This window comes from Serratia sp. JSRIV004, from assembly GCF_019968705.1.
Taxonomy (GTDB): Bacteria; Pseudomonadota; Gammaproteobacteria; order Enterobacterales; family Enterobacteriaceae; genus Chania; species Chania fonticola_B.
Genome location: NZ_CP074140.1, coordinates 1,925,741 through 1,944,282, shown reverse-complemented (window position 1 = coordinate 1,944,282; position 18,542 = coordinate 1,925,741). Strand labels below are relative to the sequence as shown.

The following is an 18,542-nucleotide window of genomic DNA, read 5'->3' as shown; positions in this document are numbered from 1 at the left end:
TGTTAACCTCCGGTTACCGGTGGAAAGAAAGCCACTTCATCACCGGCTTGCAGCGGATGCTCTGCGGCCACCAGCGATTGGTTGACCGCCGTCAGCAATTTACCGGGCTCCAGCGCCAGCGCCCAACGATCGCCACGCTCGCACAGCGATTTACGCAGCTCTTCAACCGTAAGATACTGCGCTGGCAGGTTCAGCGTGCTGGTGCCGACCAGTTCACGCACCTGGGCGAAAAATAAAATAGTGATCATAATTCCACCTTAAAATCACCGGACTTGCCGCCGCTTTTTGCCAGCAGCCGCACCGGGCCAATGACCATATCTTTCTGTACCGCTTTGCACATGTCGTAGATGGTGAGCGCGGCCACCGAAGCGGCAGTCAACGCCTCCATTTCAACCCCGGTTTTACCGGTCAAACGGCAGCAGGTTTCGATACGCACGCGGTTAAATTCCGGCTGCGCTTCGAGCTGTACTTCCACCTTGCTCAGCATCAACGGATGGCAAAGGGGGATCAGTTCCCAGGTACGCTTCGCGGCCTGAATACCGGCAATACGCGCCGTGGCGAATACGTCGCCTTTATGGTGGCTGCCGTCGATAATCATCGCCAGCGTTGCCGCCTGCATTTCAACAAAAGCCTCGGCACGGGCTTCACGTACCGTCTCCGCTTTGGCAGAGACATCGACCATATGGGCCTCGCCAGCGGCGTTAATGTGGGTTAGCTGCGTCATGGATTATTTCTTCAAATGGGGTAAGAAGTTGCACGGGCGATGGCGCGCGTCCAACTGTTCTTCAATAATACGTTCCCAGGCGGTACGACAGGCGCGGGTGGAACCCGGCATGGCGAAGATCACCGTCTGGTTGGCAATACCGGCCACCGCGCGGGACTGGAGGGTCGCGGTGCCGATCTCTTCGTATGACACCATGCGGAACAGTTCGCCGAACCCTTCCACTTCACGGTCAAACAGCGGCAATAGCGCTTCTGGCGTATTGTCCCCGGAGGTAAAGCCGGTGCCACCGTTAATCAACACGGCCTGCACGTCATCGCTGGCAATCCATGCGGAAACCTGCGCACGGATCTGATAAATATTGTCTTTGACCAAGGCACGAGCCACTACCTGATGGCCGGTTTCCTGCGCGGCTTCCTGTAGATATTGCCCGGAGGTGTCGTCCGCTTCAGTGCGGCGATCCGAAACGGTCAGAATGGCAATCTTTGCCGCAATAAATTCACTGCTGATTTGGCTCATTGTGTGTTGTGCTCCTGCTCATTGGATGCTCGGTTAGACTTGGCGTTGCCCCCTCACCCTAACCCTCTCCCACAGGGAGAGGGGACCGATCGAGCTCATATTAATCATCTGGCGTTCCCCGAAGCTATAGGGGACGTGTTAACCGCCGATAAACGATAAGTTCTGCGTGAGACCGCTATTGCCCTGATGCAGGAAGTGGGTCTGCTTTTTGGTTTGCAGCCCGCTTTGAATGCGCATTTTCAGCTGTTCCAACTGGCCGTCATCCGCCAGCAGATCGCGTAGGGTAATCCCTTGCTCACCAAACAGGCACAGATGCAGATTGCCAATGGCGGAAACCCGCAGGCGGTTGCAACTGGCACAGAAATCTTTTTCGTACGGCATGATCAGCCCAATCTCGCCCTGATAATCCGGGTGGCTGAATACCTGCGCCGGGCCATCGCTGCGGCCACGGACTTGGCGCTGCCAGCCCTGCTGCTCCAACTGCAGGCGGATCACTTCGCCAGACACATGGTGCTTGCGGAACAGATCGCTGCCATCGCCGGTTTCCATCAGTTCGATAAACCGCAGTTGGATTGGCCGATCCTTGATCCAGTTAAGGAAGCTGCCCAGCTGCTGGTGATTGACATCACGCATCAGCACCGCATTCACCTTCACCTTGCTGTAACCGGCGGTAAAGGCGGCATCGATGCCCTCCATCACCTGGCGGAACTTGTCCTGGCCGGTGATGGCATGAAACTGGCGTGCATCAAGGCTGTCTACGCTAACGTTAATCGCCGTGAGGCCCGCATCACGCCAACTGGCCACATCACGTGCCAGGCGATAGCCGTTGGTGGTTACAGCCAAGGTTCGGATGGCCGGGTTTTCGCGCACGGCGGCAATAATGTCGGTAAAATCGCGGCGTAAAGAAGGCTCACCGCCGGTCAGGCGTACCTTTTCAGTACCCAGTTCGGCAAAGGCACGGCTGACGCGCCGAATTTCATCCAGAGAGAGGAAGGTCTTGGGGCTGCCGCTCGGTTTATAGCCATCCGGCAGACAGTAGGTGCAACGAAAGTTACACACGTCGGTGATCGACAGGCGCAAATAGTAGAATTTGCGCTCAAAAGCATCAATAAGTTGCGGCACCTGTAACACCTTCCAAATACGGGAGATGCGAGCGTTTCCACTCTGCACCCTGGTGGCTGACTTCGCCACGGCCAAGATACCCTATCGCTCCAAAGAACAACGTAGGTACCAAGGCTAGGAGTTTTGATCCCATCCCCGCTACCTCAAGTAGCCGGAACGAAACCGTGGTTTTCCAGAGAATTCTAGCGCTAAACAGCCGCGATAGCCAATGTGGATTAACGCTATATACTTATGTATACAGCGAATTTTCACCCTCTCAAGTCTGGATAACCATAATAAACAACCGTTACGCCAGCGAATTGACCAGAATCACGCAAATCGCACTCTTTATCGCGTTTTTGTGTCAAATCCGCTACTTTATGCAGGCAGTCTACCTACCCTGAGTTAAGGAATTTTATGCGCAACCGTACCCTGGCCGATCTTGATCGCGTCGTGGCATTAGGTGGTGGTCACGGTCTTGGCCGTGTGATGTCTTCGCTGTCGTCGTTGGGCTCTCGCCTGACCGGCATTGTCACCACGACCGATAACGGCGGTTCTACCGGCCGTATCCGCCGTTCTGAAGGCGGCATTGCCTGGGGTGACACCCGTAATTGCCTCAATCAGCTGATTACCGAGCCTAGCGTCGCCTCGGCGATGTTTGAATACCGTTTTAGCGGCAACGGAGAGTTGGCGGGGCATAACCTGGGGAATCTGATGCTGAAAGCCTTGGATCACCTTAGCGTGCGCCCACTGGAGGCGATCAATCTGGTTCGTAGTCTGCTAAAGATCGACGCGGCGCTGATCCCGATGTCGGAGCAACCGGTCGATCTGATGGCTCACGATCATGAGGGGCACCAGGTCTACGGTGAAGTCAATATCGATCAACTGAGGATCATGCCGCAAGAGCTGATGCTCTCCCCGCCGGTACACGCCACCCGTGAAGCGGTTGAGGCAATCGCGCAGGCCGATCTGATCCTGATCGGGCCAGGCAGTTTTCTTACCAGCCTGATGCCACTGTTGCTGCTTGAGGATCTGACTCAGGCCCTGCGCCGCAGCAGCGCTAATATGGTGTATATCGGTAACCTGGGCCGCGAGCTAAGCGTCGCCGCAGCCGCACTGACGCTGCAAGACAAACTTGCGCTGATGGAAGAGAAGATCGGCCGTAAAATGATTGACGCCGTGATCGTTGGCCCGGCGGTGGATACCAGCGCCATGCAGGATCGCATTGTGGTGCAACAACCGCTGGAAGCCAGCGATATCCCTTATCGCCACGATCGCCAACTATTACGCCAGGCGCTGGATACCGCGTTGGTGCAGCTAGCTAGCCGCGGTTAATCTTGACCCCGGAGCCAAGGATTATCGCTAACGCTGTCGATGTAGAGATCTTCCACCTGCTTGCGTGCCCACGGGGTGCGGCGCAAGAACTTGAGGCTGGACTTGATGCTCGGATCGCTGCTGAAGCAGTTGATGCGAATACGCTCTGCCAGCCCGTTCCAGCCATATTGGGCTACCAGCTTGTTCAGCAGTTGCTCCAGCGTAATGCCGTGTAACGGGTCTTTGGATGGGGTTGCGGTCATGGCGGCTACTCGTCTCAATACTTGGGGCGCACACCTTAATCAGCAAACGGGCGTACGGCAAGAAAATTTACCGGGGCGTGCATACCACGCCCCTTGGGTTCATTATGATAGCGCGATAAATTGCTCGCGCAGCTGGTGAATTTCATCACGCACCGCAGCAGCCTGTTCGAACTCCAGATTCTGCGCATGAGAATACATCTGTGCCTCCAGCTCCTGGATTTTTTGCTCCAGCGCTTTGGGGGTAAGCAGTTGGTATTGCGCCGCGCTCTCTGCCGCTTTGCCCTTCCCTTTGTGCTTGCCACGGCTGCTTGGTTGCCCAAGCTGCAGAATATCCGCAACCTTCTTGTTCAGGCCCTGAGGTACGATACCGTTGGCTTCGTTATGCGCCTGCTGCTTGGCGCGGCGGCGTTCCGTTTCACCGATCGCCTTGGCCATGGAATCGGTGATCCTGTCGCCATACAGGATCGCTTTACCGTTGAGGTTACGCGCCGCTCGGCCAATGGTCTGGATCAGTGAGCGCTCAGAACGCAGGAACCCTTCCTTGTCTGCGTCCAGGATCGCTACCAGCGACACCTCTGGCATGTCCAGGCCTTCCCTTAACAGGTTGATGCCCACCAGCACGTCAAACTCGCCCAGACGCAAATCACGGATGATTTCGACACGTTCTACCGTATCGATGTCCGAATGCAGATAACGCACCCGCTCCCCGTGCTCTTCCAGGTATTCTGTCAGGTCTTCTGCCATGCGTTTGGTCAACGTGGTGACCAGTACGCGCTCGTTGATAGCCACGCGCTTGCGGATCTCGGAAAGCAGATCGTCCACCTGAGTGGTCACCGGGCGCACTTCCACGATCGGATCCAGCAGGCCGGTTGGGCGCACCACCTGATCGATAATATCGCCGCCGGATTTCTCCAGCTCATATTTGCCCGGCGTGGCGGACACGTAGATGGTCTGCGGTGCCGCAGCGGCAAACTCTTCAAAACGCATTGGCCGGTTATCCAGCGCCGAAGGCAGGCGGAAGCCGTATTCCACCAGCGTCTCTTTACGCGAGCGGTCGCCTTTGAACATGCCGCCGATCTGCGGGATGGTGACGTGGGATTCATCTACCACCAGCAACCCGTCAGCCGGCAGATAGTCGAACAAGGTTGGCGGTGGCTCGCCCTCACCGCGCCCGGAAAGATAGCGCGAGTAGTTTTCGATACCGGAGCAGTAACCCAGCTCGTTCATCATTTCCAGATCGAACTGGGTACGCTGCGTCAAGCGCTGTTCTTCCAACAGCTTGTTGTTTTCCAGCAGCACTTTGCGCCGCTGAGCCAACTCCACCTTGATCTCTTCCATCGCCTGCACGATACGTTCACGCGGGGTGACGTAGTGAGATTTGGGATAAATGGTAAAGCGTGGCACCACCTGCTCAATCTGGCCGGTTAGCGGATCGAACAGCGACAGGCGTTCGACCTCTTCGTCGAACAGTTCAACGCGCAGCGCCAGCTCATCCGATTCCGCCGGGAAAATGTCGATCACTTCGCCACGCACGCGGAAGGTGGCGCGCTGGAAGGCCTGATCGTTGCGGGTATATTGCAGCTCGGCCAGACGGCGCAGGATCGAACGCTGATCGATGATCATGCCCTTGGTCAGGTGCAACATCATTTTCAGGTACAGATCCGGATCGCCCAGGCCGTAGATCGCGGAAACCGAAGCCACCACTACCACGTCACGCCGTTCTAGCAGCGCTTTGGTGGCCGACAGGCGCATCTGCTCGATATGTTCGTTGACCGAGGCGTCTTTCTCGATAAAGGTATCGGAGCTAGGTACATAGGCTTCTGGCTGATAGTAATCGTAGTAGGAGACAAAATATTCCACCGCATTCTCGGGAAAGAACTCTTTCATCTCGCCATACAGCTGGGCCGCCAGGGTCTTGTTGGGCGCCAGCACCATGGTGGGCCGGTTGAGATCGGCGATCACATTGGCGATGGTAAAGGTTTTACCCGAGCCGGTAACCCCCAGCAGCGTTTGGTGCGCCAGGCCGTCTTCCAGCCCCTCTTCCAACTTTTGGATGGCTTGCGGCTGATCGCCGGCCGGTTTGAATTCGGAATGCAGTTTGAAATGTTTGCTCATATCCCCATCATCTTTCAGGTTTGCGGCCAGACGGTAGCGGCCTAATTATGGAAAGACCGGAAGATTTCCGCCAGTGCCCATGATACTGGATATAAAACCAGCTTCAAGCGGATTTACGCTATTACGGCCGTTAACGGGGCACGAACGCACCGGCAAGGTGACAATACCATGACATTTTTATTGTCAATCACCCTGTTATCCCCAGAATGCGATACAAATTAACTTTTGGCCCGGATTGCGCTGAAAAACTGCCCATCGACACATTAACGATATACGTTGGCTTGATTTTAATTAACCTGTTGATATTAAATTACTTTAATAAAAAGACGAGAATGCGGACAACCTGCGCACAACCCGCGCCCGCTCTCTGTTCACACCGCTTTTCTAAGTATAATGCACAAGGTTATCCACAGGAATAGTGGATAACTCTCACTACCCCATGGGGGGCGGGAGTTGCGGAAAGAACGCTTTTCCCAATGAAACGTCAACTGAGTCGGTTTTTTAGTTATTTTTTTACAATAATTCTGCTTTGGTTATGCCGATTAATGCTAAAAGCCGTGATAACGAAAACGCTCTTTTCGCTATTTTGCTTTTCAGGGGTTGCAAGTTGCGGCAACAACCTTTAGGGCTTGCACCAACAGCTCGCCGTGCCGCACGGTAACGGTGCAAAAAACGCCCAAGTTAACTTTATTGCCCTGACAGCCCCCTGCATACCGGGCTTAAATCAGTTAACAAAACACTAACAAACCACCTTTTTTGTTGCGCAACACCTGATGGCCTAGGAATTGCATATCCTGGTTCAGGGGCGTTACCTTGCAGAAGAACCGGCAAACGCTGGCGAAAATCGGCCGCAGCCAGCTCGGTTATCTTCGGCGAAAAAGTTCATTGCATACCAAAAACCCCCCCTAGAGCCGCCAAACGACCGGTAGCGGCCATTTTCCAATTTTTAGCCTGAGCCGCGATTAGGGTAATCAGCACAGCATTTGCCACACCCGGGAGAGACACCGCTTGCTGCGGTCAACGTTATCCATACGTGAATATCGGTCTTGGAGGAGATGCCAAATGTTAAGCTTAAGGGCGGTAAACCAATATTATGGGCAACAGCATACGCTGTGGGATGTCAGCCTTGAGTTACCTCGTGGGCAATGCACCCTGTTGCTTGGCCGCAATGGAGTGGGCAAAACCACGCTGATCAATTGCATCATGGGACACCTGCCGATCGTCAGCGGCAGCATGACCTGGCAGTTGGCGGATGAGCCACCGCAAAACCTGTTGCCACAGCCGGTAGAAAACCGGGCGTTACTGGGCATTGGTTACGTGCCACAAGGGCGGCAAATCTTTTCCCAACTGAGCGTTGAAGAGAACCTGCAGGTGGCCTTGCTGGCCGGGCGTGACAAGGTCCGCCGTATGCCACCCATCATTTACAATCTGTTCCCCCGGCTGCAGGCGATGCGTATGCGCCGTGCGGGCGACCTGTGCCAAAGCGAGCAACAGCAGTTGGCATTAGGCCGCGCTCTGATGCTGGAGCCGGAACTGCTGATCCTGGATGAACCCACCGCCGGGATGTCACCTTCCCTGGCGACGGAGATCGGCCAGGTACTCCGTAAGCTGAATCAGGAACTGGGCATGACCATTTTGCTGGTTGAGCACCAACTCCCCTTTGCCCGCCATCTGGCCGACCGCTTCTGCTTGATGGATAAAGGCCGTAACGTGGCCAATGGCACGCTGGGGCAGTTGGATGAGGGGCTGATTGATGCCTATCTGACGGAGTGATTTGGCCCCTCCGTGGGCCATCAGGTTAAGGGTTCAATCTGGTTAAATCGAGATACTGTCCCAATGCCTGCTGTTCTACCTGCGGTAAATGTGGGATCTCACCCAACAGGGGAGCGGGCAATAGGCGGCAAAGAGTGGCAAGGTACTCTTGATGGCGTTTTCCTGGCGGGGTAACGTCATTGGCGATCCAGCCTGCCAGGGTCAAACCTGACTGTTGGATCGCCAACGCAGTCAACAAAGCATGATTGATGCAGCCAAGCTTGATGCCCACCACCAGGATCACCGGCAGCTGCTCCTGCTGTGCCCAGTCGGCAAAGGTTTCATGCTCAGAAAGTGGAGTGAACCAACCGCCGGCACCCTCTACCAACAGCCAGTCCGCACGTTGTTCAAGATGACGTAAACCGGCGGAAAGCCGTGCCAGCGAGATAGGCCGCCCTTCGGCCTGGCTGACAATATGCGGCGAAGTCGGTTCGGCAAAGGTGTAAGGGTTCACTACGGCGTAATCCAGCGCTACGCTGCTGTTTCTCTGCAGCGACAGCGCATCGCCGTTGCGTAACCCTTCATCGGTCATCTCACTGCCTGACGCCACCGGTTTATAGCCAGCACAGCGCCATCCCGCCGCGCTGGCGGCCTGTAGCAAGGCGCTGCTGGCCACGGTTTTTCCCACTTCGGTGTCGGTTCCGGTAATGAACCAGCGCTTAATCACGATAAATCACTCCATAAACCAAATGATAACTAAGAGGAAACTGCCCGTCCCGGCAAGGATAGGCAGCCTGCAATGCGGCAAGCCGCTGGCGGGAAAGCAGGCCAGCCTCGCGTCCTTGATGCAGGTGAGTCGCACCGATGCCCTTTAGCGATCGCATCAACGTCATCACGTCGGGATAACTGAGCGTTTGCCAATTTTCCGTAAACTGGTGCCGGTAGGGATGACAGGCGGCGGCGATCTGAGTTGGCGGCAGGAAGTCATTAACATGACGCTCGCCATCGACTTGCTGCCAGGCGTCGCCTAACTCGTGCAAAGCCCCTTGTGCCAAAGTAGAGAACAGGATCAGTCCACCGGGCCGCGTCACCCGATACAACTCAGCCAGCGCCAGAGGCAAATCGCTGCACCACTGCACCACCAGGCTGCTAAAACAGATATCCACCGAGGCGGTCGGCAAAGGGATATGTTCGATATCCCCCAGCAAATAGCGATCCGCCGCTTGCTGCTGACGGGCAAATGCCAGCATGCCCGGAGCCAGATCCAGCGCGCTGACCTGCTTGCCCAGCTCGCGCCAGCGACGGCTGAAATAGCCCGTGCCGCAACCGGCATCCAACACCTGTTGGCCTGGATGAGACAGCCCCATCCCCAGTAAGCGTTCACCAACCTCCCGTTGCAGCACGGCTGCGGTATCGTAGCTCGCCGCTGCCCGGCTGAAGGCCGCCGCCACCGCCTGCTTGTTCACCGTATCAATGGCAGACGTCATGCAATACCTCCAACAAGCGATCGATATCCTGTGGCTGGTGTGCCGCAGTGAGCGTAATGCGTAACCGCGCGCCCCCCGGTGGTACCGTTGGTGGACGGATGGCGCTGACCCACAATCCCTGCTCTCGCAGGCGCTGCGCCAGATCCAGCGCCTGTTGGTTATCCCCCACCAGCAACGGTTGGATAGCGGTATCCGACGCGGTTAGCGTTAACGTTAGGCTCGCCACCCCGGCACGAAAATGCTGGATGTGTTTTTGCAGCCGACTACGTAGTTCATCCCCTTGCTGAATACAGCTTAACGCGGCCTGCAAGGCACAGGCTTGGGCGGGCGGCATCGCGGTGCTGTAAATCAGATGGCGGGCGAATTGCAGCAGATATTCCGCCAACGGCTCATCGCAGAGGATCGCCGCGCCGCTGACGCCAAATGCCTTGCCAAAGGTGACGACCAGCACTTCCGGGTGCACACCTTGCTGCCAGCAACTGCCGCGCCCCTGCTCGCCACGTACGCCAATCCCGTGCGCATCATCCACCATCAGCCAGGCACCTGCCTGCTGCGTCAACCGATGTAGTTCGACCAACGGTGCGCTATCCCCGTCCATGCTGAACACCCCTTCGGTGATCGCCAACTGTTGGCCTGCACAGTTTTTTTGCAGCAAGGTGGCCAATGCCTGGGGCTGGTTATGCCGAAAACGCCGCAGTTGCGCCGGTGAGTGAGTGGCCGCTTCCAATATAGAGGCGTGGCTGAGCTTATCCGCCAAAATGCGATCGTCGGCCTGCATCAGGGCAGCCAGCAATGCCTGATTGGCCGCGTAGCCGGAAATAAACAGCAGCGCACGCGGGTAGCCGAGCCACTCCGCCAGTTGCTGCTCCAGCTCATGATGAGCATGGCAAAAACCGGTGACGTGGCCGGAACCGCCGCTGCCAACGCCGTAACGCTGCGCCCCCTGCTGCCAGGCGGCAATCACCTCAGGATGTTGGCTCAGGCCCAGATAGTCGTTGCCAGAAAAATTCACATAGCGCTGGCCGTCGAGTTGCAGATAGCGGCCATTACCGCCTTGATTCACCTGACGTTGCCGATAAGCAGCGGCTCCTCGCCGCTCCTCAAGCGCCTGTTCGATCCGTTGCTGCCAGCTCATTACAGCGCCGCGTTGTAGAATTCGGCGGTATCGGCGTGCAGCAACTGCTCGGTCAGCACCTGTTGCTGCTGATTGTCGCCCTGTTCGGTGGCGGTTTGCTGCGGATTCAGGCCCAGCTTGCGGAACAGTTGCAGATCCTTGTCCTCTTCCGGATTAGGCGTGGTCAGCAGTTTGCAGCCATAGAAGATGGAGTTGGCCCCAGCCATAAAGCACATCGCCTGAGTCTGCTCGCTCATCTGTTCACGGCCTGCCGACAGGCGGACGTAGGACGTCGGCATCATGATGCGGGCAATGGCAATGGTGCGGATAAAGTCGAACGGATCGACATCGTCATTATCGGCCAATGGCGTACCTTTCACCTTCACCAGCATATTGATCGGTACGCTTTCCGGCGGTTTGGGCAGGTTGGCCAGTTGCACCAACAACCCGGCTCGGTCACGCACCGTTTCGCCCAGCCCGACAATCCCACCGGAGCAGACTTTGATCCCGGCGTTGCGCACCTTATCCAAGGTATCCAGACGTTCCTGATAGCTGCGGGTGGTGATGATGTTGCCGTAGAATTCCGGCGAGGTGTCCAGGTTATGGTTGTAGTAATCCAGCCCCGCTTCGGCCAGCCGTTCGGCCTGCGCGCCATCCAGCGTGCCCAGCGTCATGCAGGTTTCCATCCCCATCGCCTTGACGCCCTGCACCATCTGTTGCAGATAAGGCATATCGCGCTCATGCGGGTTTTTCCAGGCAGCCCCCATACAGAAACGGCTCGAACCGGCCGCTTTGGCCTTGCGCGCCGATTCCAGCACCTGTTCCACCTGCATCAGCCGCTCGGATTCCAGGCCGGTTTTATAACGCGAACTTTGCGGGCAGTACTTACAGTCTTCCGGGCAGGCACCGGTTTTGATCGACAGCAGCGTACTGACCTGCACCTGTTGCGGATCAAAATGTTGGCGGTGAATGGTCTGTGCTTCGAACAGCAGTTCGAGTAAGGGTTTATCAAACAGGGCCTGGACTTGCCCCACTGTCCAGCGAATGCGGTCGGCCATTTACGGCGTCTCCAAAAGGGAAAAAAGTGTCGTCAGTGTAGAGTTTGCGATTATACTGTCAACCATTCTATTAAAATTTGGTTTACGGTTAATGTCTGTTTCTCCCTGCGATATTGAATTCGATCGACGCCACATCTGGCACCCTTACACCTCCATGACCCAGCCCTTGCCTTGCTATCCGGTGGTGTCCGCCAGCGGCGTCGAGCTGCAACTGGACGATGGCCGCCTACTGGTGGATGGCATGTCTTCCTGGTGGGCGGCGATCCACGGTTACAATCATCCACAGTTGAATCAGGCAGCCGTACAGCAGTTGGAAAAAATGTCGCATGTGATGTTCGGTGGCATCACTCATCCTGCCGCTATTGAACTGTGCCGCAAGCTGGTAGCGATGACGCCGGAAGCGTTGCAGTGCGTATTCCTGGCAGATTCTGGATCGGTGGCGGTCGAAGTGGCGCTAAAGATGGCGCTGCAATATTGGCAGGCCCGTGGTGAACGGCGGCAGCGCATTCTGACCTTACGCCATGGCTATCATGGCGATACCTTTGGCGCGATGTCGGTCTGCGATCCGGACAACTCCATGCACAGTCTGTATCAGGGCTATTTGGCCACCCACCTGTTTGCCACCGCACCGCAATGCCGTTTTGACCAGCCTTGGGACGAACAGGACATTGCCCCGTTTGCCGAATTACTGGATCAGCACGCCGGGGAAATAGCCGCTGTGATCCTGGAGCCAGTGGTGCAAGGTGCCGGTGGAATGCGCATCTATCATCCAAGCTATCTGCAACGCGTGCGGGAGCTGTGCGATCGCCACCAAATCCTGCTGATTGCCGACGAGATCGCCACCGGTTTTGGCCGCACCGGCAAACTGTTTGCCTGTGAACATGCCGGCGTAGTGCCGGATATTCTTTGCCTGGGCAAAGCGCTGACCGGTGGCTATATGACCCTTTCCGCCACCCTGACCACGCGCCACATAGCAGAAACGATCAGTAACGGAGCCGCAGGCTGCTTTATGCATGGGCCAACCTTTATGGGCAACCCGCTAGCCTGTGCCGTAGCCTGCGCCAGCCTGTCCTTGCTCGAGGAAAATCACTGGCAACATCAGGTCGCCGCCATTGAAACACAGCTTAAACAGCAGCTCTTACCGCTGGTGGCATCACCCAAAGTGGCCGACGTGCGGGTGCTTGGGGCGATTGGCGTGGTGGAAATGCATCAGCCGGTGGATGTGGCGTTGCTACAACGTGGCTTTGTCGAACGCGGCGTGTGGATCCGGCCCTTCGGTAAACTGATCTACCTGATGCCGCCTTATATCATTACGCCAGAGCAGCTCACCCGGCTGACGGCAGCAATCGCCGTGGCGGTGGAGTAACGGTTTTAAGGTTGTATTGTGGCGGCAAACCGATCTAGCTTAGGGGTTCGGTATTTTAGACAACTGGGAGTCATTATGGCTTTTCGTTTGTACAGCAGCGATCTGCAAGACGGCGCAAAAATGCCTGAACGGCAGGTATTTAACGGCATGGGCTACCATGGGGATAACCTCTCCCCTCATCTGGCCTGGGAAGATGCACCGGCGGGCACCAAGAGCTTTGCCATCACGGTTTACGATCCCGATGCCCCTACCGGCTCCGGCTGGTGGCACTGGGTGGTCGCCAATATCCCGGCAAACGTGCATGAACTGCCGCCAGGTGCGGGTTCCGGCAAACCGGGGCTACCCGCTGGCGCAGTGCAAACCCGTACCGATTTCGGTAAGGCCGGTTACGGTGGTGCGGCTCCGCCACAGGGTGAAAGCCATCGTTATCAGTTCACCGTGCATGCGTTGGACGTGGAAAGCATTCCAGTGGATGCAGAAGCGAGTGGCGCGATGGTCGGTTTTAACATCCACTTCCATAGCCTTGGCAAAGCGACGTTGACGGTAAAATACAGCTGAGAAACGTTGAGGGGCGAAGCGCTTCGCCCCGATTTTTAACCCATTATTTTGCCAGCACGCTCACCCACATTGGGCCTTTGCCCACCGGGTAACGCGCCAGATCCGTCAGCTCACCGCTGTTTTGGTCAATCTGATACACGCCGATATGACCAGATTTCTGCCCTGCCGCAATCACGAAGCGACCGCTGTGATCGATATTGAAACCGCGTGGCTGCTCTTCTGTGGCATGGTGGCCAACCACCGCAATCTTGCTGCCGTCTTCCGAGACGCTGAACACGGTTAAAATGCTGGCGGTGCGATCGCTGGTATACAGGAAACGGCCGTTTGGCGTGAGGTGGATATCCGCCGCCCAGCGGGTGCCGGCGAAATCGGCAGGCATCATGTCCAGGCTTTGCACCAGTGTATATTTGCCACCGTTGGCTTCGATAGCGAACACATCTACCGTGCCATCCAGTTCATTGACGCAGTAAGCGAATTTATCGTTACCATGGAATGCCATATGGCGCGGGCCTGCGCCGCTTGCCGTGGCTACGGCTTCTTGGCCGTGTGGCGTCAGTTGGCCCTGTTGGCTCAGATTGAACAGACGGATGCGGTCCTCTTTCAGACATGGCACCAGCAGCAATTGATTGGTCGGGTCAATATTGGCCGAATGCGGCGCGGTCAGGCCATCGATCTGCTGGGTAGGCGCAAGCACTACGCCATCATGGCCAATCGGGCTGATGCTGGCACAGTTGCCGCTGTAAGACGCGGAGAACAGATAACGGCCCTGCAAATCGGTGGAAATATGGGTTGGGCTGCCTGGCAGTGGTGCCATCCCTGCCTCATGCAGCGTGCCATCTTCGGCGATACGGTAGCTGACAATGCCAAACGCCGGACGTACCCCAACATACAGATGAGTCTTGTCCGGGTGGATCGCCATCGGCTGTACCTGCCCCGCGACCTCGACCGTTTGCAGCAGCGCCAGTGCGCCCTTGTCGTCTAACTGCCATACGTGGATCTGCTGGCTCTCCGGGCTGGCGACATAAACGATTTGCTTCATTTGCTCTCCTTAATGAGAAAGGGTAACCGGTTTCAGTTTGTTCTAGCTTACGCGACATTTGTGACATGGCAACCCTGGCAGGTTACGCAGTTTTATCGAACGGTTATCCGGTGTACCATCGAGGTAATTTTCTTGCTAACTATAATGAGACCGCTATGAGCTACCGTGTTATTGCCCTCGATTTAGACGGCACTTTGCTAGACAACCAGAAACGTATCTTACCGCAGTCGCTGGCCGCGCTGGAGGAAGCCCGCGCCGCCGGGGTGAAAGTCGTAGTGGTCACCGGCCGTCATCACGTGGCTATCCACCCGTTCTATCAGGCGCTGCAAATCGATACGCCAGCCATTTGTTGTAACGGCACCTATCTGTACGACTTCCAGCAGAAAAAGGTACTGGCGTCCGATCCGTTGGCAAAAGAGCAGGCCAAGCAGGTACTGCAACTGCTCAAGCAAAACGCTATTCACGGCCTGATGTATGTGGACGACGCCATGCTGTATCAGGAAACAAGCGGTCATGTGATCCGTTCGCTGGCTTGGTCTGAGACTTTGCCGGTAGCCCAGCGCCCAACGTTGTTGCAGGTCAACAGCCTGATGCAGGCGGCGGATGACGCGCAGGCCATCTGGAAGTTTGCCACTTCACATAGCGATCTCCCAGCGCTGCGCAGCTTTGCCGAAATGGTAGAAAAAGAACTGGGCCTGGCCTGTGAATGGTCCTGGCACGATCAGGTGGACATTGCCAAAGGCGGTAACAGTAAGGGTAAACGCCTGCAGCAGTGGGTGGAGTCACAGGGGTTGAGCATGGATCAGGTGGTCGCCTTTGGTGACAACTACAACGACCTGAGCATGCTTGAAGCCGTTGGGCTGGGCGTTGCCATGGGTAATGCCGATAATGCCATCAAGGAACGTGCAGACCTGGTGATTGCCGATCACCTGCAGCCGGGTATTGCCGAAGTGATCCGTTCTCGTGTGCTGAATTAACAAAAACGACCCCTCACCCTAACCCTCTCCCACAGGGAGAGGGAACAGATCGAGCCGCTATTAATTACAGAAAACTACCCTACCACGGCCCTGTATCAACTCACTTTTCGTAGGGAAAGGGACCGATCACGTTGGGTTGAAAATTCGGTAACGCACCTTGCATGAGGGAGCGGTCGAGTTTGCTGAAGTGACCTCTTTATTTCCAAACGAGCAGGGGCTAATAGCTCCCTCTCCCTGTGGGAGAGGGTTGGGGTGAGGGGCCATCGCGGCTGATCGACACGCTCTTGACCTGTGCATACAGCCACTGACCGGGCCTGATAGCCAGATCGTCACGTGCCCATGGGGTGATGCGCGCCCAGAGGATGTTTTCCCCGACCATCAGCTTCACTTCAACCTGCCCTGCCACATCCAGACACTCCGCCACCTTGGCGGGCAGAATATTACGAATGCTGCTGTTGGCTGGCGGTTGCAGCACTAAAGAAACGTCGGCAGCGTTGATACGAATACGCATCTGGCTACCGACCGGCGCTTCAATACCGCCGACCCACAGCCGCTGATCGCCCAGTGCCAGCGCGGTCATGGCATAGCGCGGGTGATGTTCAATCACGCTCACGCTCAACACGCTGCTCTGATCTTCTCGCTGTAGCCAAGGCCGCAGCGCGCTGCTGGCCCAAACCTCCTCCAACCCGCCGTACGCACGCACCTGGCCGTGATCCAATACCATCACCTGCTCTGCCAGGCGCAAGATCTCGTCCATGCTGTGGCTGACATAGAGAATGGGGATATTGACGTCCTGCGCCAGCCGCTCCAGATATGGCAGCAGCTCACGCTTGCGTGGCATATCGAGCGAGGCCAGCGGTTCATCCATCAGCAACAGTTCCGGCGCGGTCAACAGCGCCCGACCAATCGCGACACGCTGTTTCTCTCCGCCGGACAGGGTCAAAGGCAAACGGTTCAGCAATGGTGCAATCCCTAACAGCTCGACAATGCTGTCAAACTGGCCGCGCATATTGGCCGCCATACCGTATTGCAGGTTGCCACGCACGCGATAATGCGGGAACAGGCGCGCATCCTGGAAAACATAGCCAACGCAGCGTTTTTCCGGCGGCAAACAGACACCACTGGCGGTATCTACCAGCGTGCGGCCATTAAGCACAATACGCCCCTGCTGCACCAGCGTCAGGCCGCCGATAGCATTGATCAAGGAAGTTTTACCGGCCCCGGAAAGCCCGAAGATCGCGGTGATCCCCTGAGCCGGCAGATTAGCCTGCACGTTGAGATTGAGATCGCCAAGCTGCTGGGAGAAATCCAGTTCTAACATCTATAAGCCCATACGCTTGCGGCCCCAGCGGGCCAGCCATTCGGAAACCATCAGGGCAGCCAGGGCCAGCACGATGGCAATCACGCACAAACGCGCCGCCGCCGCCTCGGCCCCTGGCGTTTCGATCAGGGTGTACATTGCCAGCGGGATGGTACGGGTTTCACCAGGGATATTGGAAACAAAGGTGATGGTGGCGCCAAACTCGCCCAAAGAGCGGGCAAAGGCCAGCACCACGCCAACGATCACACCGGGAAGCGAAAGCGGTAAGGTGATGGTGAAAAATACCCGCCACGGGTTGGCACCCAGGGTACGGGCCGCCTGTTCCAAGCGGATATCTACCGCTTCCAGCGACATGCGGATAGCACGTACCATCAGCGGGAATGCCACCACCGCCGAAGCCAGGGCGGCACCGCGCCAGCTGAAACTGAAGCTGAAACCAAACCAGTTATATAACCATTCACCGATAAAGCCGCGCCGCCCCATGGCAATCAGCAGCAGATAGCCCACCACCACCGGTGGCAAGACTAACGGCAGATGAACAATGCTATCCAACAACGATTTACCGGGGAAATTGCAGCGAACAAGGATCCAGGCCATTAAAATACCCAGCGGCAAACTGCAGATCACCGCCAGGCTGGAGACTTTCAGGCTCAGTTCGACCGCCTGCCATTCATACTCACTTAATATCATTTACGCGGGGTGAATCCATAACGTTCGAAGATAGCCGCAGCGGCCGGAGTCTTCAGGTAATCGTAGAAAGCCGTCACGGCTGGCGTCTGGTGATCTTTAACGATGGCCATTGGATACTCAACCGGCTTGTGGCTGTCTTCCGGGAAGATGGCAATCACTTTGACCTTGTCGCTGGCCACGGCGTCCGAGCCGTAAACGATACCCAGCGGGGCTTCTTCGCGCTCAACCATGGCCATAGCGCTGCGCACGTTATTGGCCCGCGCCAGCTGCGGTTCCAGCGTGGTCCATGCCCCGAGGTTCTGCAACGCTTCTTTAGCATAGATGCCCGCGGGAACATGATCCGGATCGCCTACGGACAGGCGGCCACCGTTGAGCAATTTGGCCCAGTCGGTTTGCTTGTTGATAGTGATTTTATCTTGTTTGGCCGATTTGGCGGCGATCAGCACCAGTTCGTTGCCTAGCAGAGTATAACGAGTGTCTTTCACTATCTGCTGCTTATCAATGGCATAATCCATCCATTGCTGATCGGCAGAGATAAACATATCCGCAGGCGCCCCTTGCTCAATCTGGCGTGCCAGCGTTGAGGAGGAAGCAAAAGAGGAGACGACTTCGACGTCTTTGCCTTTCTGGTATTCGGTGGCGATATCTTGTAAGGCGTTGGTCAGCGAGGCTGCGGCAAACACGGTGATTTTCTCCGCCGCAGAAACCTGTGCCACCAGCCCGCAAGCCAATGCCACACCGCCAACCCAGTTAATCCATTGCTGTTTCATTGTTTTCTCCGCAAGTTAACCATCATCACATCGCTATGTAAAAAATAATATAACGCAGCGAGAACGATTGTCATGCGGTTTATCGGCAAAGCGAGAGATAACTTGAGAAATACCCGCCAAGAGAGCTCGGCGGGCATTTGGGAGGGGGATTAGCTGCGGTTTTCTTTAGGATGGCCAACTTTGGAGAAGATGTTGAACACCTCGCCCAAGCCATAAATCAAGCCTAAAATAATGGCCATCACTACCGGCACCATGACCACGGCAAACAACAGACTTTTCAATAATTCTAACATCGTAGCCTCACTTGACTGCTTTAAACCGCTGCGTAGGCTTCACTGTAAACCAAAACGCAGGCGAAAACGCGGTTATTTTACCGA

20 protein-coding genes and 1 riboswitch are annotated in these 18,542 nt (G+C 56.4%); of the genes, 5 read left to right on the top strand and 15 right to left on the bottom strand.

The genetic code is table 11. The features are described from left to right. Nucleotides 1-2 precede the first annotated feature (2 nt). From moaD to moaA, 4 genes are all read right to left on the bottom strand, one after another. Complete coding sequence (gene moaD, locus KGP21_RS09370) at nucleotides 3-248, bottom strand: molybdopterin synthase sulfur carrier subunit (protein WP_021805226.1); 246 nt, start codon at nucleotides 246-248, stop codon at nucleotides 3-5. Next, nucleotides 245-724 (bottom strand): cyclic pyranopterin monophosphate synthase MoaC, encoded by a 480-nt coding sequence (moaC, locus tag KGP21_RS09365; RefSeq protein WP_021180397.1) that lies wholly within the window; start codon nucleotides 722-724, stop codon nucleotides 245-247. Before moaC ends, moaD begins: the two co-directional genes overlap by 4 nt. Before the next feature lie 3 nt (nucleotides 725-727). Then, the gene (gene moaB / locus KGP21_RS09360; protein ID WP_071683174.1) at nucleotides 728-1,240 is read right to left on the bottom strand and encodes a molybdenum cofactor biosynthesis protein B; all 513 of its coding nucleotides are present in this window, start codon (nucleotides 1,238-1,240) and stop codon (nucleotides 728-730) included. Nucleotides 1,241-1,378: 138 nt separating this feature from the next. Then, nucleotides 1,379-2,362 carry a GTP 3',8-cyclase MoaA gene (gene moaA / locus KGP21_RS09355; RefSeq protein ID WP_021180395.1) on the bottom strand — a complete coding sequence of 328 codons (984 nt, stop codon included), beginning with the start codon at nucleotides 2,360-2,362 and terminating at the stop codon, nucleotides 1,379-1,381. Then, nucleotides 2,353-2,495: riboswitch (molybdenum cofactor riboswitch) on the bottom strand. (Overlaps the previous gene by 10 nt.) Nucleotides 2,496-2,758: 263 nt before the next feature. Here moaA and yvcK point away from each other — a divergent pair. Continuing rightward, entirely contained in the window at nucleotides 2,759-3,676 is a 918-nt protein-coding gene (gene yvcK, locus KGP21_RS09350; RefSeq protein ID WP_024483111.1) for a uridine diphosphate-N-acetylglucosamine-binding protein YvcK, read from the top strand. Here the strand turns inward: yvcK and KGP21_RS09345 are convergent. Together KGP21_RS09345 and uvrB are read right to left on the bottom strand one after the other, a co-directional pair. Further along, the gene (locus tag KGP21_RS09345) at nucleotides 3,673-3,918 is read right to left on the bottom strand and encodes a VF530 family DNA-binding protein (protein WP_021180393.1); all 246 of its coding nucleotides are present in this window, start codon (nucleotides 3,916-3,918) and stop codon (nucleotides 3,673-3,675) included. The genes yvcK and KGP21_RS09345 overlap by 4 nt on opposite strands. A 102-nt stretch (nucleotides 3,919-4,020) precedes the next feature. Next, a complete protein-coding gene (gene uvrB / locus KGP21_RS09340) occupies nucleotides 4,021-6,033 on the bottom strand; it encodes an excinuclease ABC subunit UvrB (protein WP_021805232.1) in 2,013 nt (670 codons plus the stop codon). 1,062 nt (nucleotides 6,034-7,095) lie between these two features. Between uvrB and KGP21_RS09335 the strand changes: the two genes are divergently transcribed. Then, a complete protein-coding gene (locus tag KGP21_RS09335; protein ID WP_021805233.1) occupies nucleotides 7,096-7,806 on the top strand; it encodes an ABC transporter ATP-binding protein in 711 nt (236 codons plus the stop codon). Between the two features lie 25 nt (nucleotides 7,807-7,831). Here the strand turns inward: KGP21_RS09335 and bioD are convergent, their stop codons facing one another. The 4 genes from bioD to bioB are packed head-to-tail and all read right to left on the bottom strand — an operon-like array spanning nucleotide 7,832 to nucleotide 11,444. Beyond that, nucleotides 7,832-8,512 (bottom strand): dethiobiotin synthase, encoded by a 681-nt coding sequence (gene bioD, locus KGP21_RS09330; RefSeq protein ID WP_209523521.1) that lies wholly within the window; start codon nucleotides 8,510-8,512, stop codon nucleotides 7,832-7,834. Further along, complete coding sequence (gene bioC / locus KGP21_RS09325; RefSeq protein WP_209523522.1) at nucleotides 8,505-9,272, bottom strand: malonyl-ACP O-methyltransferase BioC; 768 nt, start codon at nucleotides 9,270-9,272, stop codon at nucleotides 8,505-8,507. Before bioC ends, bioD begins: the two co-directional genes overlap by 8 nt. Continuing rightward, nucleotides 9,256-10,407: an 8-amino-7-oxononanoate synthase gene (gene bioF, locus KGP21_RS09320; RefSeq protein ID WP_209528010.1), complete on the bottom strand. Its 1,152-nt coding sequence runs from the start codon at nucleotides 10,405-10,407 to the stop codon at nucleotides 9,256-9,258. Before bioF ends, bioC begins: the two co-directional genes overlap by 17 nt. Continuing rightward, entirely contained in the window at nucleotides 10,407-11,444 is a 1,038-nt protein-coding gene (gene bioB / locus KGP21_RS09315) for a biotin synthase BioB (protein ID WP_223537995.1), read from the bottom strand. The genes bioF and bioB overlap by 1 nt, the downstream gene beginning before the upstream one ends. 91 nt (nucleotides 11,445-11,535) lie before the next feature. Between bioB and bioA the strand changes: the two genes are divergently transcribed. Both bioA and KGP21_RS09305 read left to right on the top strand, forming a co-directional pair. Further along, the gene (gene bioA, locus KGP21_RS09310) at nucleotides 11,536-12,810 is read left to right on the top strand and encodes an adenosylmethionine--8-amino-7-oxononanoate transaminase (RefSeq protein WP_021805238.1); all 1,275 of its coding nucleotides are present in this window, start codon (nucleotides 11,536-11,538) and stop codon (nucleotides 12,808-12,810) included. A gap of 75 nt (nucleotides 12,811-12,885) precedes the next feature. Beyond that, nucleotides 12,886-13,368, top strand: a complete 483-nt coding sequence (locus tag KGP21_RS09305; protein WP_021805239.1) for a kinase inhibitor — start codon at nucleotides 12,886-12,888, stop codon at nucleotides 13,366-13,368. Between the two features lie 43 nt (nucleotides 13,369-13,411). Here KGP21_RS09305 and pgl read toward each other — a convergent pair whose 3' ends face one another. Next, nucleotides 13,412-14,407 (bottom strand): 6-phosphogluconolactonase, encoded by a 996-nt coding sequence (gene pgl / locus KGP21_RS09300; RefSeq protein WP_179248183.1) that lies wholly within the window; start codon nucleotides 14,405-14,407, stop codon nucleotides 13,412-13,414. Nucleotides 14,408-14,562: 155 nt separating this feature from the next. On the opposite strand from pgl, the gene KGP21_RS09295 reads away from it, so the two are divergent. Then, nucleotides 14,563-15,384 (top strand): pyridoxal phosphatase, encoded by an 822-nt coding sequence (locus tag KGP21_RS09295; RefSeq protein WP_059200182.1) that lies wholly within the window; start codon nucleotides 14,563-14,565, stop codon nucleotides 15,382-15,384. 217 nt (nucleotides 15,385-15,601) lie between these two features. Here the strand turns inward: KGP21_RS09295 and modC are convergent, their stop codons facing one another. From modC to KGP21_RS09275, 4 genes are all read right to left on the bottom strand, one after another. Then, complete coding sequence (gene modC / locus KGP21_RS09290; RefSeq protein ID WP_223537993.1) at nucleotides 15,602-16,705, bottom strand: molybdenum ABC transporter ATP-binding protein ModC; 1,104 nt, start codon at nucleotides 16,703-16,705, stop codon at nucleotides 15,602-15,604. Beyond that, entirely contained in the window at nucleotides 16,706-17,395 is a 690-nt protein-coding gene (modB, locus tag KGP21_RS09285) for a molybdate ABC transporter permease subunit (protein WP_021180337.1), read from the bottom strand. Further along, nucleotides 17,392-18,165 carry a molybdate ABC transporter substrate-binding protein gene (gene modA / locus KGP21_RS09280; protein ID WP_021805243.1) on the bottom strand — a complete coding sequence of 258 codons (774 nt, stop codon included), beginning with the start codon at nucleotides 18,163-18,165 and terminating at the stop codon, nucleotides 17,392-17,394. Before modA ends, modB begins: the two co-directional genes overlap by 4 nt. 149 nt (nucleotides 18,166-18,314) lie before the next feature. After that, complete coding sequence (locus KGP21_RS09275) at nucleotides 18,315-18,458, bottom strand: AcrZ family multidrug efflux pump-associated protein (protein WP_021180335.1); 144 nt, start codon at nucleotides 18,456-18,458, stop codon at nucleotides 18,315-18,317. Nucleotides 18,459-18,542 lie beyond the last annotated feature (84 nt).